The following is a 16,894-nucleotide window of genomic DNA, read 5'->3' as shown; positions in this document are numbered from 1 at the left end:
ATGCGGCAAGCCCCGGGCGGCGAGTGTTAGCAGTGTTACTGCCATACGCGTTACGCAGCTACAACCGTACGCGTTACGCAGCCTGATTTTCCGCTTCCAGCACGTAAAAATCCCGTACACGAAAGCTCGGTACGTAAAAGTAGCGGGCGCGTATAAGTACCGGGCGCGTAAAAGTACCGGGCGCGGGATACGGTTCCGGGCAGGCGCGCAAGATGCGGTGGTTCCGGGCAGGCGCGCTAGCCGCAGGTACGACGCCGTACCGCGCGCCGGTAGCACTTTTACAGCGGCAGTGCCTGCAGGGAAAGGGCGCTAGTCCACCAGATTCCGAAACCCGCGATGGCCAGGCCGGCGAGGATGCCGGCAATGCGGTCCCAGGCCGGGCTGCTGGTAATGCGCTGGCCGGCAGAATTACGCGTAAGTTCGTGGAAGGTATCGCGTAGATCTTCGATGAGGTTGAATGCCGACCGGGTGGAGGTAGTGATATCGATGTGACCGGAAGCGGTGACGGGAACGTCTTCTCCGGTGGCTTTGAAACGCGCCCCCACGCCAGTGGCGCCGAAGCAGCGCGAGCGGAAAGACCGCCCGCGCACATCCGTTACGGTGAGGCCAAAACGAGAATCGACGCTGCTAATTTGGGAAAAAGGTATCCGTACCGTGCGGAAAGTATTCTGGAAGCTCACCGCTTGGTTGTCTATCGTCACTGCCGGCAACCAGAATCCGGCCCACCCCAAAACGGCCATGCCGATACCGAAAATGGCGGTAGAAGGCACGTATTTCCAGCCCGAACCGGAAAAGATCTGTGCCACCACGGCCAAGATTCCCACCGCGATGAAACCAATAGCGGCCGCTTTTTGCGTTGCTGAGCGAAGACGATAGGTGGAGGACATGCCCGTAATCCTTCCACAGCCGGCCCGCCGCTGACTACCACTACATGCCGAAGGCCACCACCTTCTTTCCCACAGGCGAGTGCCCCGGCGGGTCGTGATCTTTTGGTCACTGCCCGCCGGGGCACTCGTTCAGGTTATTAGATTCGCGTTTCTAAGAGCGCTCTAGGCTTTACTTGCACAAGGCGTTACTTCCGCAAGGCCTTACTTCTGCAAGGCGTTACTTGCCCTGCTTCGAGCCGTCCCATTCGGGAGCGTTCTCTACGAAACCAATCTTTTCCTTGAAATTAGTACGGAAGGAACCGGTGGAGTAGTTCGCCAATTCCCGCTTCATGGCCGACTGCGAAGGGCCATTCAGTACCGGAATGAGGCCGTACTCCTTGAAAGCTTCCTTTTCGAGCTCATTAGCCTGCTTGATCTGTTCGTCCGGATCAGAGACCTTCGCCAATGCGTCGATCTTGGCATCCAGTTCCGGCGTACCGGTACCAGAGGTGTTAAGGCCGGAGAAGAGCGGAGCATCCGGCGAGTAGTACATCTGGCCGAAGTAAGCCACACCGAAGGGATCGCTCGAACGGAACCCGGAGAAGTTCATATCGAAGTCCTTGTTCTTCAACGTGGACGAGAACTCCGAAGAAGCACGCGAATCGATCTGCAGATCAATACCCAGGTCCTTCATCTGCTGCTGGATCACCGCGGCCATAGCCTTGGTGGTCTGGTTATCACCGAAGATAACGTAACGGGCCGAAAGGGGCTTGCCATCCTTTTCAAAGACGCCGTTAGCATTCTTCGTGTAGCCAGCCTCCTCGAGGACCTTCTTCGCCCCTTCCGGATCGTGCTTCACAACCGCGCTGAAGTTATCTTCGTAACCGGGCTGATTTGAGTAATACACCAAGGAGCCCGGCAGCTCTTCCGTGTAGCCCGTGCCCTGGAAGCGGACGTCCGCAATCGCGGAACGATCCACAGCCATAGATACGGCCTCCCGCACCTTCGGATCCTTGAAAGCATCCGATTCCGAGTTCATGAAGAGCATGAAATTCGCCGGCGTCATCGAGGTGTAAATATTGATGCCGCTCATCGGTTCCACCGCGGCCAGGTTTTCAGCGGTAGACACACTAGCTACTTCGATTTCCGAATTGGTGAAGGCGTTGATAGTGGCCTGGGATTCCATGGCCCGGAAAACTACCTTTTCAAGCTTGGGCTTTTCACCCCACCACTTCTCATTCGGTACGAAGGAGATCGTACCGTTCTGGAAGCTGTACTCTTCCACCTTGTACGGACCCGCGCCCCACTCCGGCTTGATTTCGTTCTTGTAAGCGTTATTGAAAACTTCCGGGCTATCTACTGCGGGGTGCAGGATATCGTTGAACAGACCTTCCCACCACGGGTAGGCACCATCGAAGGTAACGACGACGTCTTTATCCGTATCACCCTTTTCCACGGACTTGATCTGCGAATAGCCATCCGTGCCATTGACGATGTATTCCTTGTTGGAGCCGTTATTCGACTTCCAAGTGGTCTGGAAAGCCTTGTAATCGATCGGCGTATCGTCGTTAAACTTCGCCTTCTCGTTGATCTTGTACTTCACAACCGTGTTTCCATCAACGACTTCCGAAGTAGCAGATTCCAGATAATTCGGGTTTGGAGCAAAGTCACCATTTGCTTCAAAACCGCTGATCTGCGGGTTGTACCATTGCCATACGTCACGCGTATCAGAGGTCATTTCCTGCTGGAAGACGTTCTGTTGCGAGGTCAGCTCACCCAGCGGGAGTCGCAGTACGCCACCCTCCTTGAGAGAGTCATAGTCGGCCTTGAGATACTGCACGCCATCAGCATTTACGATCTCAACGCCGCCGGTGCCTTTACCTGCACCTTCGGCGCCATTCGAGCTTCCCGATCCGCCTCCCGAGCAGGCGGTAAGGACCAGGGTTACCGCAGTCAGGGCCCCAATCAATCCTGTCTTTTTCATTCCGATTCCCTTCATGAAAGTTTTGGGTCTCAGCCAATAACGCGGGTTTGCAGCGCGCTACCTGCGACTTGAGGGGAATATTCCCAGCCACTTAAATGTCCATTCAGTAAGTATTAGGTATAGGTGAGCCCCATTGAGGGAATACGTTACCTGTAGTTTACTTTCTCATCTCTTTTGTCCACATACTGGACACGTATCTTTAAGATTTCGGGGAAAATCGACACCTACCTGCGGCTGCGGTACGGGAATGGCGCCGGTATGAGGGAGCCTGCGGTTCGTGAGTAGTCACGTGTCCGAACAGCTACAGCGTGAGGGAACCTACGGTTCACGAGTGGCTACCGTATGGGAACCGGTCACGGTATGGGAACGAATATTATTCGTGGGCAGGTATTGCACGAGAGCGGCTTTTATTAGGCGGGTATGGCGGTGCCCCGGCGGTCGTGATAATTACGTATCACTACCGCCGGGGCACCGGGGTTTTATTGCTTTATGGCTGCCTATAAGGCTTGCTTAGCAATTACTTTTGCTGCGTGCCATTCCATTCCGGAGCGTTTTCCACATAGCCAACGTTCTCGACGAAATTGGTGCGGAAGGAACCGGTGGAGAAGTTCGCGAGATCGCGCTTCATTGCCGACTGCGCCGGGCCATTGAGAACCGGGAGCAGGCCGTACTGTGCCAAAGCTTCCTTTTCGAGCGCATTGCCCTGCTTGATCTGTTCATTCGGATCAGAAATCTTGGCCAAAGCGTCGATCTTAGCGTCCAGTTCAGGTGTACCGGTGCCAGACTTGTTCAGACCAGAGAAGAGCGGAGCATCCGGCGAGTAGAAGATCTGGCCGAAGTAAGCCACACCGAAGGGATCGGTGGAGCTAAAGCCAGAGAACACCATGTCGAAGTCCTTGTTCTTCATCGTGGAAGAGAAGTCCGCAGAAGCGCGCGAATCGATCTGCAAATCGATGCCGAGATCCTTCATCTGCTGCTGAACCACTGTGGCCATAGCCTTGGTGGTCTGGTTATCACCGAAAATAACGTAACGGGCGGAAAGAGGCTTGCCATCCTTCTCGAAGACGCCGTTAGCATTCTTCGTGTAGCCGGCTTCCTCGAGGACCTTCTTCGCCCCTTCCGGATCGTGCTTTACCACAGCGCTGAAGTTATCCTCATAGCCCGGCTGGGTAGAGAACTGAATGAAGGAACCGGGAAGATCTTCCTTGTAGCCGGTGCCCTGGAAGCGTACGTCCGCAATCGCGGAACGGTCCACACCCATCATCACGGCTTCGCGCACCTTCGGATCCTTGAAAGCATCCGAAGCCGAGTTCAGCGTAAGCATGTAGTTAGCCGGAAGCATCGAGGTGTAGATATTGATGTCGCTCATCGGTTCCACTGCGGCCAAGTTTTCAGCGGTAGAAACCCCGGCCACGTCGATTTCCGAATTGGTGAAGGCGTTAATGGTGGCCTGGGAATCCATGGCCCGGAAAGTCACCTTGTCCAGCTTCGGCTTTTCGCCCCACCACTTCTCATTCGGTACGAAGGAGATCGTACCGTTCTGGAAGCTGTACTCTTCCACCTTGTACGGGCCCGCGCCCCACTCCGGCTTCACATTGTTCTTGTAAGCATTGTTGAATACATCGGGCGTATTCACGGCCGGGTGCAAAACCCTGTTGAACAGACCCTGCCACCACGGATAAGCCCCATCGAAGGTAACGACGACGTCTTGATCCGTATCGCCCTTTTCCACGGACTTAATCTGCGAGTAACCATCGGTACCGTTCACGATGAAGCCTTCATCGGTACCGTTATTGTCCTTCCAGGTGGTCTGGAATGCCTGATAATCGATCGGTGTATCGTCGTTGAACTTCGCCTTCGGGTTGAGCTTGTACTTCACAACCGTGTTTCCGTCAACAACTTCCGAAGTAGCAGATTCGAGATAGTTCGGGTTCGGAGCAAATTCGCCATTTGCTTCAAAACCGCTAATCTGCGGGTTGTACCAATCCCATAGCGTATCGGTATCTGCCGTCATTTCCTGCTGGAAACGATTCTGTTGCGCGGTGAGTTCGCCGAGCGGGAGGCGTAGTGCGCCACCCTGCTTGAGGTCCGCGTAGTTCGCCTTGAGGTACTGCACCCCATCTGCGTTTACCACTTCAGCTGCGCCCTTGGCATCCTTATTTCCGCCATCGGCAGCCTTGGAGCTTCCCGATCCACCACCAGAGCAGGCGGCCAGGACCACGGACACTGCGGCGAGCGCCCCAATGAATCCAGTTTTCTTCATTCCGATTCCCTTCATAAGTGCCATGTACACCCCGCGGACCCACCCGCGGATTCCCATGGCCTAACGCTCGAACGATCGCCGGGCGTCAGAATGTTTAAACAATAAGCATAGGTGAGTGCCCAGTGCGGGCCAGATCGCTTAAAGTTCATTTTCTCACTTTAAAATGCCCATATATTGGACAGCGGCTACGCGGACCTTCGAGAGATAATCCGCGTAGCCGCATCTTTGCGAGCTTGCTAGTTTGTGAGCTTACTAGTTTGCCAGCTTGCTACTTTACGTAGCTTATTTACGTAGCTTACTACTTTGCGAGCCTGCTACTTATTCGCTTTCGCCTTAGCTTCCAAGTAAGCCGAAGGCTCTTTTCCTTCGTCGTAGACCACGTTCGTAGCGTCCGATTCGAAGTGGATCCGCTTCCGATGCCGTTCGATCTTCGGATCTGGGATCGGCACCGCGGACAGCAAGGACTGCGTGTACGGGTGTTGCGGATTAGCGAATACTTGTTCGGTAGGTCCGGTTTCCACGAACTCACCTAAATACATAACAGCCACTTTATCGGCAATATGGTGTACCACTGCCAAATCGTGGGAGACGAACACATAGGAAACCCCAAGTTCTACCTTGAGCTTCTCCAATAGGTTCAGCACGCCCGCTTGGATCGTCACGTCAAGCGCGGAAACCGGTTCGTCAAGTACCAGAATTTCCGGCTCCGTAGCTAGGGCACGGGCGATAGCAATGCGCTGGCGTTGCCCACCGGAGAAAGCGGCTGGGAACCGGTCGATCATTTCCGGTTGCAGTTCCACCAGGTGCATCAGATCGGAAACACGCTTATCAATATCGCCTTCCCAACCCAGCGACTGCAGGGGTTCGGCAATAATGTCCTTGACGGTGAGGCGCGGATCGAGTGCGCCCATCGGATCTTGGAACACCATCTGGATGTGGCTGCGCAGCTTGCGCCGTTCCCGCCGGCTCAGCTTGGTCACATCCTTGCCGGCGATAATGATTTCGCCTTCCAGATCCTTACCCGCGCCCATGTCCATGATTTCCAGGAGCGTGGTGGATTTACCGGACCCGGATTCGCCCACAATCGCGATGGTTTCTCCGCGGTGTAGGTTGAAGGAAATATCATTCACCGCGTGTACCCACCCGATACGGCGCTTCATAAACGCACCTTTGAGGATTGGGAACTTCTTGGTGAGGTGATTGACTTCCAAAACCACCGGTTCCTGGGAGAAATCCTTGGGGCCGGTAGCTTCGGTTTCTTCGTCAAATTCACCGGCTTCCAGCCGGCGGCGGTATTCCACCGCTTCTTCTTCCGAGGTGACCAGCGGTTGGTTCGACTTGCGGTCAATACGCGGTACTGCCGAAAGCAGCTTGATGGTGTACGGATTTTGCGGGTGGTAGAAAATATCTTCCACCGTGCCCCGCTCCACCGGGTCGCCATTCTTCATCACGATGACGTCGTCGGCCACCCCGGCCACCACACCCATATCGTGGGTGATCATAATCAGGGCCGAACCGGTTTCTTCCTGCGCCTTGGCGATAATCTCGAGGATCTGCGCTTGAATGGTCACATCTAGCGCCGTCGTCGGCTCATCAGCAATAATCACGCGCGGATTGTTGGCAATCGCAATCGCGATTACCACGCGCTGGCGCATACCGCCCGAAAACTCGTGCGGATAGGATTTCAAGCCGCGTTCCGGATTAGGGATACCCACCAGTTCCAGCAGTTCCCGGGCCCGCTCATTGGCGGCCCGGTCAGAAAGCTTGCGGTCGTGCGCCTGCAGAGCTTCACGCAACTGGTAACCGATGGAGAACACCGGGGTGAGCGCGGAAAGCGGATCCTGGAAGATCATGCCAATATCGGCACCGCGATGCCGCGACATTTCCTTATCTGTCAGGCCGATAAGTTCCGCATCGCCCAAACGCGCCGAACCTTCCACGGAGGCGTATTCGGGCAGCAGGCCCATAATCGCCAGCGAGGTCACGGACTTTCCAGAACCAGATTCACCCACGATACCGAGGGAACGGCCCGGGTAAAGGTCGAAGTCCATCCCGTTGACGGCGTGCACAACGCCCGCTTCCGAAGGGAAACGCACCTTGAGGTCGCGTACCGAAAGCACCGGGTTGCCATACCGCGCAGCACTTTCCGGATCGAGAGGCGGGTGCGGGGTGTGCGGGGCGATACGCGCCGCGTGCCCGCGCAGTCCACTAGGAGCCGCCGCCTCGGCGGTTACTGCGGTTTGCGGATTTGTTTCAGTGCTCACAAGCGACCTCCAGCCGAAGAATTCGGGTCTAGTGCATCGCGCAGGCCATCAGCGATGAGCTGCATAGACACCGTGAGAAGAACCAAAGTAATTGAGGGGAACCAGAACACCCAGCTGGCGGTACGGAAGGAGCCGGCGCCGTCGGCGAGTAGGTTACCGAGTGAAACATCGGGGAGCTTCACGCCCAAACCGAGGAAGGAAAGCGAGGTTTCGGACATTACGGCGGAAATCACGCCGAGCACCGCGTAAACGAGGAGGAGCGAACCGATATTCGGGATCATATGGCGGGTAAGGACCTTGAAGCCCGGCACACCCATGAAACGCGCGGCCTTAATATATTCGCGTTCGCGCACGGATAGTGCCAGCGACCATATGACTCGGGCGTTATACATCCACCCGAAAAGTATGAGCACCACGGTGAGGATCTTCCAGTCACCACCGCGGTTAGCCACCACGAGGGCGGTAAGCAGGAAGCTCGGGATCACCAAGAGGAAGTGCAACACGGTCAAAATCGCCGATTCCCACCGGCCACCCAGGTAGGCAGCAGCCGTACCCACGATCGAGGCAATGATCGTGGTGCAAATAGCTACCGAAAGACCGATTGCCATGGAACGGCCGAGCCCGTGAATGAGCTGCGCGTACAGATCATTGCCGGCCATGGTAGTGCCGAGCCAATGTTCCGCGCTGGGCGGCTTCGAAAACTGCCCGGTATCAACTTCGTAGTAGGTCCACTTGGTGGTGTATCGCCCGAAAATCGCGAACAGGGCCAAGAGCACGAAGATAATGACGCCCAATACAGCCGGCTTATTGCGCATGAAACGACGCCGGTACAGGGTCGTCTTCTTCATGCTGGTAATTTCCACCATCGCCGATTCTTCATAGGAAGCGGCATCGGCCGGCCGCGAGGCGACGCCGGTAGACGTGCCTAAGTTTGGATCGATAGTGCTCATTTAGCTCACCCTCACTCGCGGATCGGCAATGACGATGAAGATATCCGAAAGGATGGCACCTACAGCGGTAAGCACCGCACTGAAGGCGGCCGTAGCTACCGCGCCATGGATATCGTTCTTCGCGATCGTTTGCACCAGGTACTGGCCCATGCCACGCCAGGCATAAATAGATTCGGTCACAACTGCGCCGGTGAAGATACCCGGAATCGCGAAAGCAACCGAGGTGGCAATCGGGATGAGGGAAGTGCGGAAAGCGTGCTTGCGAATGGCCTGGTTACGGGTAAGGCCCTTCGCGCGCGCAGTACGCACATAATCTTGATCAATGTTATCGAGCAACAGCGAACGCTGGGTGATGTGGTAGCTCGCGTAGTTAATAATGACGAGCGAAAGCGTTGGTAGCGTGACTCGCTGCAAGAATTCGAGGAAGGACACATCTCCCCCGGCGGCCCCGGTGACATAGAAAACCGTGGTGCCAGTGGTCTTATTTAGCCACACGCCGAACATAACGATAACCACGGAAACCACTGCGGTGTGCAGGTTCATGCAAACCACAGAGAAGCCCATAATCACGCGATCCACAAGCTTGTACTGGCGGGACGCGGTATAGACGCCCAAAGCAACGCCCAGAGCCACCGCAATAATGGTGGCGCCCAGCAAGAGTTGCGCGGAGACTACGGCACGGTTAGCGATCTCCTCATTTACCACGCCGGTGCCGACGAAGCCTTCACCCCAATCCCACTTCGTGAGAATGGACGTGAGCCAGTGCCACCACTTGGTGAGAAGCGGCTGGTTATCGGAAAGGTACATCGGTTCCAAATAACGCTGGATTTGCTCCGGCGGAATCGGAGGACGCCTTTCCGAATAATTCGATGTTGGATCGAGGAAGGCGGATGCCATGAAGTACGTCATGTTCACTGCTAAGAACACGAGTACCAGCCAGGATCCGACCTTCCGGATTATGTATCTAATCACTCGGTTTCCCCCTGTACTACGGGCCTGAGTCTTTCACGGGGTTAGTTCAAAGAACCGGGTGAGCTCAAAAGAACCAAGACCCGCAAAAGCCATGCATGGAAGATTACACCTACCGCGAAAATTTCGAAGCTTTGCGTGGCGCAGTGCATTGAATCTTCCTGGCAACCGTAAAGATTACCTATAGGCTCGCGCACTTACTCAACTTCCGCTACGGGAGGTCAGGTTAATCACTTGCGCTTTCTCAGTGCTACTAGCTTCCACCACTCATTCGGAAGGGTGACCCGAACGGAGCTTTAGCAAGTATTCGCGCGCGGCCTGGCGCGATGGCCTGCCTTTACTATCCCGTGGTAAGGAATCGACAACGGCCAAAATTCGCGGCAACTTGTGCCGCCCCAAGATCCTACCGGCAAAAGCCTGCATATCTTCCAAGGTAGGAATCTTAACCCCTTCTACCGGATGCGAGGCGGTTGCCAGGCTCGCAGGAGTGCCATTTTCCCCACATTCTTGCGGTTCTGCATAAATGTTCTGCCCTGCATCCTCGTGATATTCAGCGCGCAAACGCGGAATTCGCACCGGGCCGGTAGCAACACTTATGGAACCCGTGGCGATAGGTGCCGGGTACGTTCCGGTAGGCACCGGACGTTCCCCGGTTTGGGCTGGTATGCGGCCGGTTTGCGGGTATGCCGGGCGATCCCCTCCCCCTGGGTAAACCGGGCGCTCCCCGGTTTGCACCGGGATCTGACCCGTATAAGCAGGTATCTGCCCGGTGGCGGGATACTCCCCGGTATTCATTTTGACGGCGGCCGCTACCCGTTCACCCCACAGGGCATCGGGGACGCCACATACCACGGCCTCGGCTACGCCCGGATATTGCCGTAACACATCTTCCACTTCCTCCGGGTAAATGGTTTCTCCACCGGACTTAATCGTGGAAGTTACTCTCCCGTGCAGGGAAATAAAACCGTCGCGGTCAATTACCGCTAGATCGCCGGAGCGGAACCAACCGTCGTGGAAAGATTTTTCCGTGTAAGCCTCGCCATGCCAATAACCGTCCGAAACTGCCGGGCCGCGAAATTCCAGATGCCCGCATTCTCCCGGTGCTACTTCGTGGCCGTCTCGGCCGGTAATCCGCGCCTCTAGATAGGGCACCGCCCGGCCTACCGAACCGGGTTTTTCTGCCGAATAGCGCGAGGGCAGGAAAGCACCCGGGCCCGCGGTTTCCGCGCTCGCCCACACGTTGATGGCATGAATTCCAGCGGCGTCGAGCCGGCCCAGCAAAGCTGGTTGCACCGGCGTACCCCCGATTAGCGGGGTGTGTAAAGAACTTAGGTTGCGGCGGAGGAACGATTCGTGTTCCAACATGAGCATATAAACCGTAGGAACCGCGAAAAGACTGTTAACGCCATGCATTTCGATCGCATCGAGCAGCCCGCCCGGTTCAAAGTTCCGCGTAATAATCGTGTGCCCGCCGCGCGCGAAATGGAAAATCGTCCCTCCGTTCAGCCCGCCAATCGAACAGCAGGTAGAGGCGAGTAGGAGCACCGAGTCGACGCCGATGCCGAAGGATTCTTGGGCGTTACGATCCGCCCACCACAGGTTTTCGTAGGTGAGTTCAATCGCGCGTGGAGCTTCCGGCAGGGCCGGACGAAACATCATAACGGCCACCCCTTCCGGGTAACCATTCGTGTTCAGTGCCGACAGTCCGCGCTTACCATCAGAAAGGAAATCTGCCGAAAAGCCGGCAAACGATGCCGTCAGTGCGATGTACCCATTTTTGAGGGCGGGAGTGAACGGTGGGGCTTGGACGTCGTCGTCGATCACGAAGCTGAGCAAAGTACCCGGTGAAGAGAAGGGACCTGCGGCTCCCACTTCCGGTTCCACCACGATCACGCGCGGAGCACAAAAATCGACGAGGCGCTGCAACTCCACGTGCGTGAGGCGGAAAGAAACTGGAACGAATACAGCGCCGATCCGCGCGCACGCCACCGCCAGGAAGAAATGGTAGGGCGAATTGCGCGCCACCATCATCACCCGGTCGCCACGGGTAATGCCGGCCTGCACCAAAAGTTGGGCGAGCCGGCGCGAAGTATCCGCGGCTTCTCGCACCGTCCAGGTTTGCTCCCCGTAGGTGATCGAAGGTGCTTCCGGACGTACGAAAACCGCGCGGTCTAGCGAATGCGCGAAATTATAGATCGGCGAGTATTCCATATCCATAGTTACTGGCCCTCCCCGGCCGGTGCGGGCGCAGATGTAGCTGCGACGGATGGGTCTGGCGTGCCAGCTGCTACCTCGGGTGCTGCCCCAGCAGCCGCACCCGCGGATACCTCAGCACCTGCTACTCCGGGTGCGTTAGTAGCCGCCGCGTTCTCGGGCACCTCAGTAAGCGCCGCGGGTTCGCGAGCCGCCTCGCCCAGCCAGAAGCCTTCTATGAGCCGGCGCAACCAGTACGTATCTGCATTATGACTCAGTTCCCGGGCTGAATGCATGGAAAGCAAAGGAATTCCCACGTCTACCGTGGAAATTCCGAGCCGGGTGGCGGTGAGCGGGCCGATCGTGGTTCCGCAGGGCACCGCGTTATTGGAAACGAAGTTTTGTACCGGGGTGCCGGTGGCCCGGGCGGCCTGCAATACCGCGGTCACGGAAACAGCATCGGAAGCGTACCGCTGCTGGGCGTTGAATTTGAGCATCGGGCCGTGGCCGGCTACCGGGTACTGATCGGGGTCATACTTTTCCGCGTAGTTCGGGTTCATCGAATGGCCGGAATCGGCGGAAATACAAATGGAGCCGGCAAGCATTTGCGCGTACGTTTCGGGGCTGGCGCCCAACGAAATCGCACACCGTTGCAAAACAGTTTCCAAAATCGGGCCGGCGGCGCCGCTCGTAGTACCCGAACCAACTTCTTCATGGTCGAAGGCAGCAAACACGGCCACAAAATCCGCTTCCCGAGCTTGCGAACTAGCCGCATAGCGCAAGAAAGCATGCAAAGAAGCGTGGACGGAAACCAGATTGTCTTGCCGGGGGCCGGAAAGGTAATCCCCATTCAGGGCCGGCGGTTCTACCGTGTAAGCATAAATATCGTGCCAAGCAATATCGCCGGCCCGCACTGCCCCACCGCTCGCCGCGGCCAAGAGCGGGCGCAAAGGATACTGCGCCGCAGCCCGGCCAGTTTCGCCTCCGGTAGCCGCGCCAGCGCCGGTGGCAGCGCCAGCGCCGGTAGCCGCGCCTTCACCACCGGTAGCCGCGCCTTCACCGCCGGTAGCCGTGGAGGTGCTCGCCGTGGCCTCCGCGCTATCTGGGAGCGGCACCGTAAGTATGGGATGCAGGTGGCGTTGCGGATCTAGATCAAGTTTGGTGGAAGCCGAGCGGTCCAGGTGCGGGGCGATCTGCGGGATCACCATGCACGGGCCGGTAGCTACGAGATGTGTTTGGCCCGCATAGTCGGTAACCCGGCCGGCCAATCCGAGATCGCGGTTTAGCCACGAACCGAGCAAGGGCCCGCCATAAACTTCCATATCCACCTGGGTAAAACCGAAATGTTGCGAGGCCTCATTCGGCTTTAGTTTGAGGCTGGGCGAATCCGTGTGCGAACCGACGATGCGGTAGCCACGCACCTTTTGTTCCGGAATCCACCAGGCCAACACGCCGCCCCCGCGCACAATAAAGTGCCCGCCAGGCGCGCCGCTCCAAGTTTCCGTTTCGGTTTCTTGCCGGAACCCGGCCGCGCGCAAAGCTTGCGCGATCTCCGCCGCCGCATGATACGAAGTGGGTGAAGCCGCAATAAAACGGGCCAAAGACGTTGCGTTTTCTTTCACAGCCACGCGGAAAGCTTCCGCTTTAGCATTCTCCATGGCCCATAGTGTAGCTGCCAGGGCTGTACGCTGGTATTCATGACTAGAACTACGAAGCAGCTGGGAAACCTCAGCCTGGAAGAAATACGGCTCACCGTACCGCTCACCACCCAGAGCGCAGATAAGCGCACAATTGAAATTTTTGCCCGGATAGTTACCCGGCCCGGCGGGGAAAACCTGCCCTATCTTTTCTTCTTGCAGGGCGGCCCGGGCAGTGAAGCGCCGCGCCCGGCAGGTAGCCCGCTAACGCCGTCGTGGTTGGAAACCGCACTCACTAAGTACCGCGTGGTAATGGTGGATCAGCGCGGTACCGGGCTTTCCACCCCGGTAAACGACGCGATTTTGGAAACCGGCACCGCGGAGCAAGTAGCTGAATACATGAGCCATTTGCGAGCCGATGGGATCGTGCGGGATTGCGAGGCCCTGCGCACGGAACTCGGCGCGGAAAAGATTAATCTGCTGGGGCAGTCTTTCGGTGGCTTCACCACTTTGCATTATTTGACCGTGCATCCCGAATCAATTGACCAGGCATATTTCACCGGTGGGCTTTCCGCGATCGACCACAGTGCCGACGACGTGTACTCCCTCACCTACGAAAAGATGCGGTGGCTCTCCGAGAACTACTACCACCGTTTCCCCGAACACCGGGCGAAAGTGCGCGACTTGGTAGCACGGGCCGGGCAGGGCGAAATTGTGCTCCCGGATGGCGAGGTGGTTTCTGAATCGCGGCTGCGTTCCATCGGGCACGTGCTGGGCATGAACGATGGCTGGCTCTCCTTGTACTACCTGCTCGAAAAAGATCCGCAGTCCAATGCTTTCCGCTATGACTTGGCGGCTATGTTGCCTTACGGTGGGCGCAACCCGATTTACTATGTAATGCACGAATCTTCTTACGCGGATGGGGTGGTGACCAATTGGAGTGCGGAGCGGTGCTTGCCGGAACAGTTCCGGGAAGATCCCACGCTACTTACCGGTGAGCACGTATTTTCGCAGTGGAGTGACACCGTGCCCGCTTTCCAACCGTGGAAGGAAGTAACGCAGTTGCTCGCCACCTGGCAGTGGCCAAAACTGTACGACGCCGCCGCTTTGCGGAACTCCGCAGCGCAGGGCGCGGCCGCCGTGTATTTCCACGACGCCTACGTGCCCGTGGAATACTCCTTGGAAACGGCGGCACACTTGCCCGACGTGAAGCTATTCATTAGTTCCGAAAACGAGCACAATGGCCTGCGCACCGGCAGGGGCGAAGTATTGCGCCATCTTTTCGAACTTGCCGACGGCACGCGGGTACGGTAACTGTGCGCCTTCGCGCCTACGCGGGCGGAGTGCAGCGTGCCCACGCGGGCGCGATGCATAGCGTGCCCACGCGGGCGCGATGCATAGCGTGCCCGCGTGAGTGCGGCGCGCTCGCGCGCGGGTGTCAGTGCGGCCCGCCCGCGCTCGCGCGCGTTGGCGCGGGTGGGCCCGGCCGCACGCGTAGCTGGCGCGACCGCCGGGAATAATCAGTATGGGAGGTAGGAAGCGAGGCCGGTGATCTGGCCGGCGAGAATCTATGAGTATGTGGCATGCAGACGGAGACAACCTGGTATTTGAAGGCGATAATCTGGAAATTATTCGAGATTTTCCGGATGCTTCGTTCCAGTTGATCTATATTGACCCGCCCTTTAATACCGGGCGGCGCCAAGAACGGCAAACTATCCAAGTGCGGCGGGCCGCAACGGGTGAACGCGTAGGTTTTGGAGGGCGAACCTATGAAACGGTACGCGGAGAAGTGCTCGGCTACGACGATAGTTTCGAGAACTACTGGGATTTTTTGGAGCCGCGTTTGCGCGAAGCGTGGCGGCTCCTCACCCCTACCGGCACTCTCTATCTGCATCTGGATTACCGGGAAGCGCATTATGCGAAAGTCATGTTGGATGCGCTTTTTGGCCGGGATTGTTTCCTCAACGAAATCATCTGGGCCTATGACTATGGGAGCCGAACGAAACGCCGGTGGCCTGCCAAGCACGATACGATTCTCGTTTACGTAAAAGATCCGGCCCGCTACTACTTCAATTCCGAGGAAGTGGACCGGGAACCGTATATGGCTCCCGGTCTGGTTACCCCGGAAAAACGACGCCGCGGCAAACTTCCCACCGATGTTTGGTGGCATACCATCGTTTCCCCTACCGGGAAAGAAAAGACCGGCTATGCCACCCAAAAACCTTTGGGCGTATTGCGCCGGATTGTTACGGCTTCTGCTGCTCCCGGAGACTGGGTATTGGATTTCTTTGCGGGCTCGGGTACTACCGGCGAAGCGGCGGCACAGTTAGGCCGCCGCTTCGTGCTGGTCGATTCCAATCCGCAAGCAATTGACGTAATGCGCAAACGCCTGGGCGATCGCGCTACTTTTTTACCGGCTGGAAACTCACTTCCCGAGCCGGGAGAGGATGGCCACGAGCCCGGCGTGAATGGCGGTAGGTAGGGAAAGTTCCGGATCGGCATAGAAATACGGCGAATGGTTAGCTACCGGCCCGCCCGGCCGGTTCATTTGCGCTTCCGAAAAACCGCCGTACAGCCAGAACACATAGGGAATATCCAGGTAGCGGGCAAATTCGGAGAAGTCTTCCGAAAAGCCGAAGGGTTCGGGCACCATGTTCTCTTCCCCGAACTCTGCCGCAAATAGCTGCGCCAAGCGGTTGGTTTCACCCGGATCATTTTCCGTGGCCGGTACGCGCGTTAGCACTTTGATTTCAGGTTCGGGAGCGCCGGCCGCCGCGGCCTCCGCCCGCGCAATGCGGTGTACGGCGTCGAAAATAATCTGCCGTGTTTCTGCGTCCCGGCTCCGCGTGGTGATTTTCAATTCAGCTTCGGCAGGGATCACGTTCCAGCGGTTGCCCGCGCGGAAAGACCCTACCGTGACCACAGCCATGCGGTCCGGATCGGTTTCCCGGGCGGCGATCGTCTGCAAACGCATCACGATCGAAGCGCCGATCACGATCGGGTCGATACTGGTGTGCGGGGCCGAACCGTGCCCGCTCTTACCGCGCACGGTAATGGAAAAGCCGTCCGTGGCGGTGGTGACCCCGCCCGGATACATGCTGATCGTGCCGGCCGGCCGCGGAATCACGTGCGCACCATAAAGCACTTCCGGATGCGGGAGGCGATCCCAAAAACCATCCGCGAGCATGGCCTTAGCGCCCTGCCCGATCTCTTCGGCCTCCTGCAAAATAAATACCACCGTGCCCTGCCACAAATCCGGGTGGGCAAGCAATTGCCGGGCAATACCGAGCGCGGCCGCCATATGCGAATCATGCCCGCACGCGTGCATTACTGGGGATTCTTCGCCGTCTTCGGCAGAAACTTGGGTGCGCTGGGAAGCGTAAGGCAAACCGGTAAGTTCGCGCACCGGAAGCCCATCCATATCCGCGCGGAAACCTACCACCGGGCCCTCCCCGTTGCGGAAAGAAACCCCAAAACCAGTGTTCGCCGCGGTAGTAACCTGCCGTTCCACGCCCTCCGGAAGCGGAATCGCTAAGAACTGTTCGCGCAGATACTTTGCCGTTTCGTGTTCCTGCTGCGAAAGCTCCGGATTGGCGTGCAAGTGCTTTTGTACCGCAATTGCTTCCTGTTCCTGTGCCGGGGTGAGCCGAATTTCTTCAGGTAGAACTCCCATTTTCCTTTCCCCACTATTTTCCTCTTTAGGTCTCGAATGGATACGAGCGCCTATAAATGTTCCTCCGATTCTAGGCCTATTTTTTCCAAAATGAG

General features: G+C 57.4%; 11 protein-coding genes. 2 read left to right on the top strand and 9 right to left on the bottom strand.

Features of this window, described 5'->3' with window-relative positions:
* Nucleotides 1-278: 278 nt before the first annotated feature.
* The 8 genes from H8274_RS02810 to H8274_RS02775 form a co-directional block, all read right to left on the bottom strand.
* A complete protein-coding gene (locus H8274_RS02810; RefSeq protein ID WP_185933780.1) occupies nucleotides 279-887 on the bottom strand; it encodes a PH domain-containing protein in 609 nt (202 codons plus the stop codon).
* A 217-nt stretch (nucleotides 888-1,104) separates the two neighbouring features.
* Nucleotides 1,105-2,850, bottom strand: coding sequence for an ABC transporter family substrate-binding protein (locus H8274_RS02805; RefSeq protein ID WP_083078762.1), 1,746 nt, complete (start codon nucleotides 2,848-2,850; stop codon nucleotides 1,105-1,107).
* A 517-nt stretch (nucleotides 2,851-3,367) separates the two neighbouring features.
* Nucleotides 3,368-5,113 (bottom strand): ABC transporter family substrate-binding protein, encoded by a 1,746-nt coding sequence (locus H8274_RS02800; RefSeq protein WP_185933779.1) that lies wholly within the window; start codon nucleotides 5,111-5,113, stop codon nucleotides 3,368-3,370.
* Between the two features lie 314 nt (nucleotides 5,114-5,427).
* Nucleotides 5,428-7,377, bottom strand: a complete 1,950-nt coding sequence (locus H8274_RS02795; protein ID WP_244924507.1) for an ABC transporter ATP-binding protein — start codon at nucleotides 7,375-7,377, stop codon at nucleotides 5,428-5,430.
* Nucleotides 7,374-8,327, bottom strand: coding sequence for an ABC transporter permease (locus H8274_RS02790; RefSeq protein ID WP_049618956.1), 954 nt, complete (start codon nucleotides 8,325-8,327; stop codon nucleotides 7,374-7,376). Before H8274_RS02790 ends, H8274_RS02795 begins: the two co-directional genes overlap by 4 nt.
* A complete protein-coding gene (locus H8274_RS02785) occupies nucleotides 8,328-9,299 on the bottom strand; it encodes an ABC transporter permease (protein WP_049618957.1) in 972 nt (323 codons plus the stop codon).
* A 264-nt stretch (nucleotides 9,300-9,563) separates the two neighbouring features.
* A complete protein-coding gene (locus H8274_RS02780) occupies nucleotides 9,564-11,513 on the bottom strand; it encodes a class I adenylate-forming enzyme family protein (RefSeq protein ID WP_244924506.1) in 1,950 nt (649 codons plus the stop codon).
* A gap of 2 nt (nucleotides 11,514-11,515) precedes the next feature.
* Nucleotides 11,516-13,147: a M18 family aminopeptidase gene (locus tag H8274_RS02775; protein WP_185933778.1), complete on the bottom strand. Its 1,632-nt coding sequence runs from the start codon at nucleotides 13,145-13,147 to the stop codon at nucleotides 11,516-11,518.
* Nucleotides 13,148-13,186: 39 nt separating this feature from the next.
* On the opposite strand from H8274_RS02775, the gene H8274_RS02770 reads away from it, so the two are divergent.
* Both H8274_RS02770 and H8274_RS02765 read left to right on the top strand, forming a co-directional pair.
* Nucleotides 13,187-14,440 (top strand): alpha/beta fold hydrolase, encoded by a 1,254-nt coding sequence (locus tag H8274_RS02770; RefSeq protein WP_185933777.1) that lies wholly within the window; start codon nucleotides 13,187-13,189, stop codon nucleotides 14,438-14,440.
* Between the two features lie 262 nt (nucleotides 14,441-14,702).
* Nucleotides 14,703-15,608 carry a DNA-methyltransferase gene (locus H8274_RS02765; RefSeq protein ID WP_074663223.1) on the top strand — a complete coding sequence of 302 codons (906 nt, stop codon included), beginning with the start codon at nucleotides 14,703-14,705 and terminating at the stop codon, nucleotides 15,606-15,608.
* Here H8274_RS02765 and H8274_RS02760 read toward each other — a convergent pair.
* Nucleotides 15,552-16,799: an amidohydrolase gene (locus H8274_RS02760; RefSeq protein WP_185933776.1), complete on the bottom strand. Its 1,248-nt coding sequence runs from the start codon at nucleotides 16,797-16,799 to the stop codon at nucleotides 15,552-15,554. The genes H8274_RS02765 and H8274_RS02760 overlap by 57 nt on opposite strands.
* Nucleotides 16,800-16,894 lie beyond the last annotated feature (95 nt).

Source organism: Actinobaculum suis, assembly GCF_900618115.1.
In the GTDB taxonomy this organism is placed as follows: domain Bacteria; phylum Actinomycetota; class Actinomycetes; order Actinomycetales; family Actinomycetaceae; genus Actinobaculum; species Actinobaculum suis.
The sequence above is the reverse complement of the archived record's forward strand: the minus strand, read 5'-3'. Positions and strand labels throughout refer to the sequence as shown.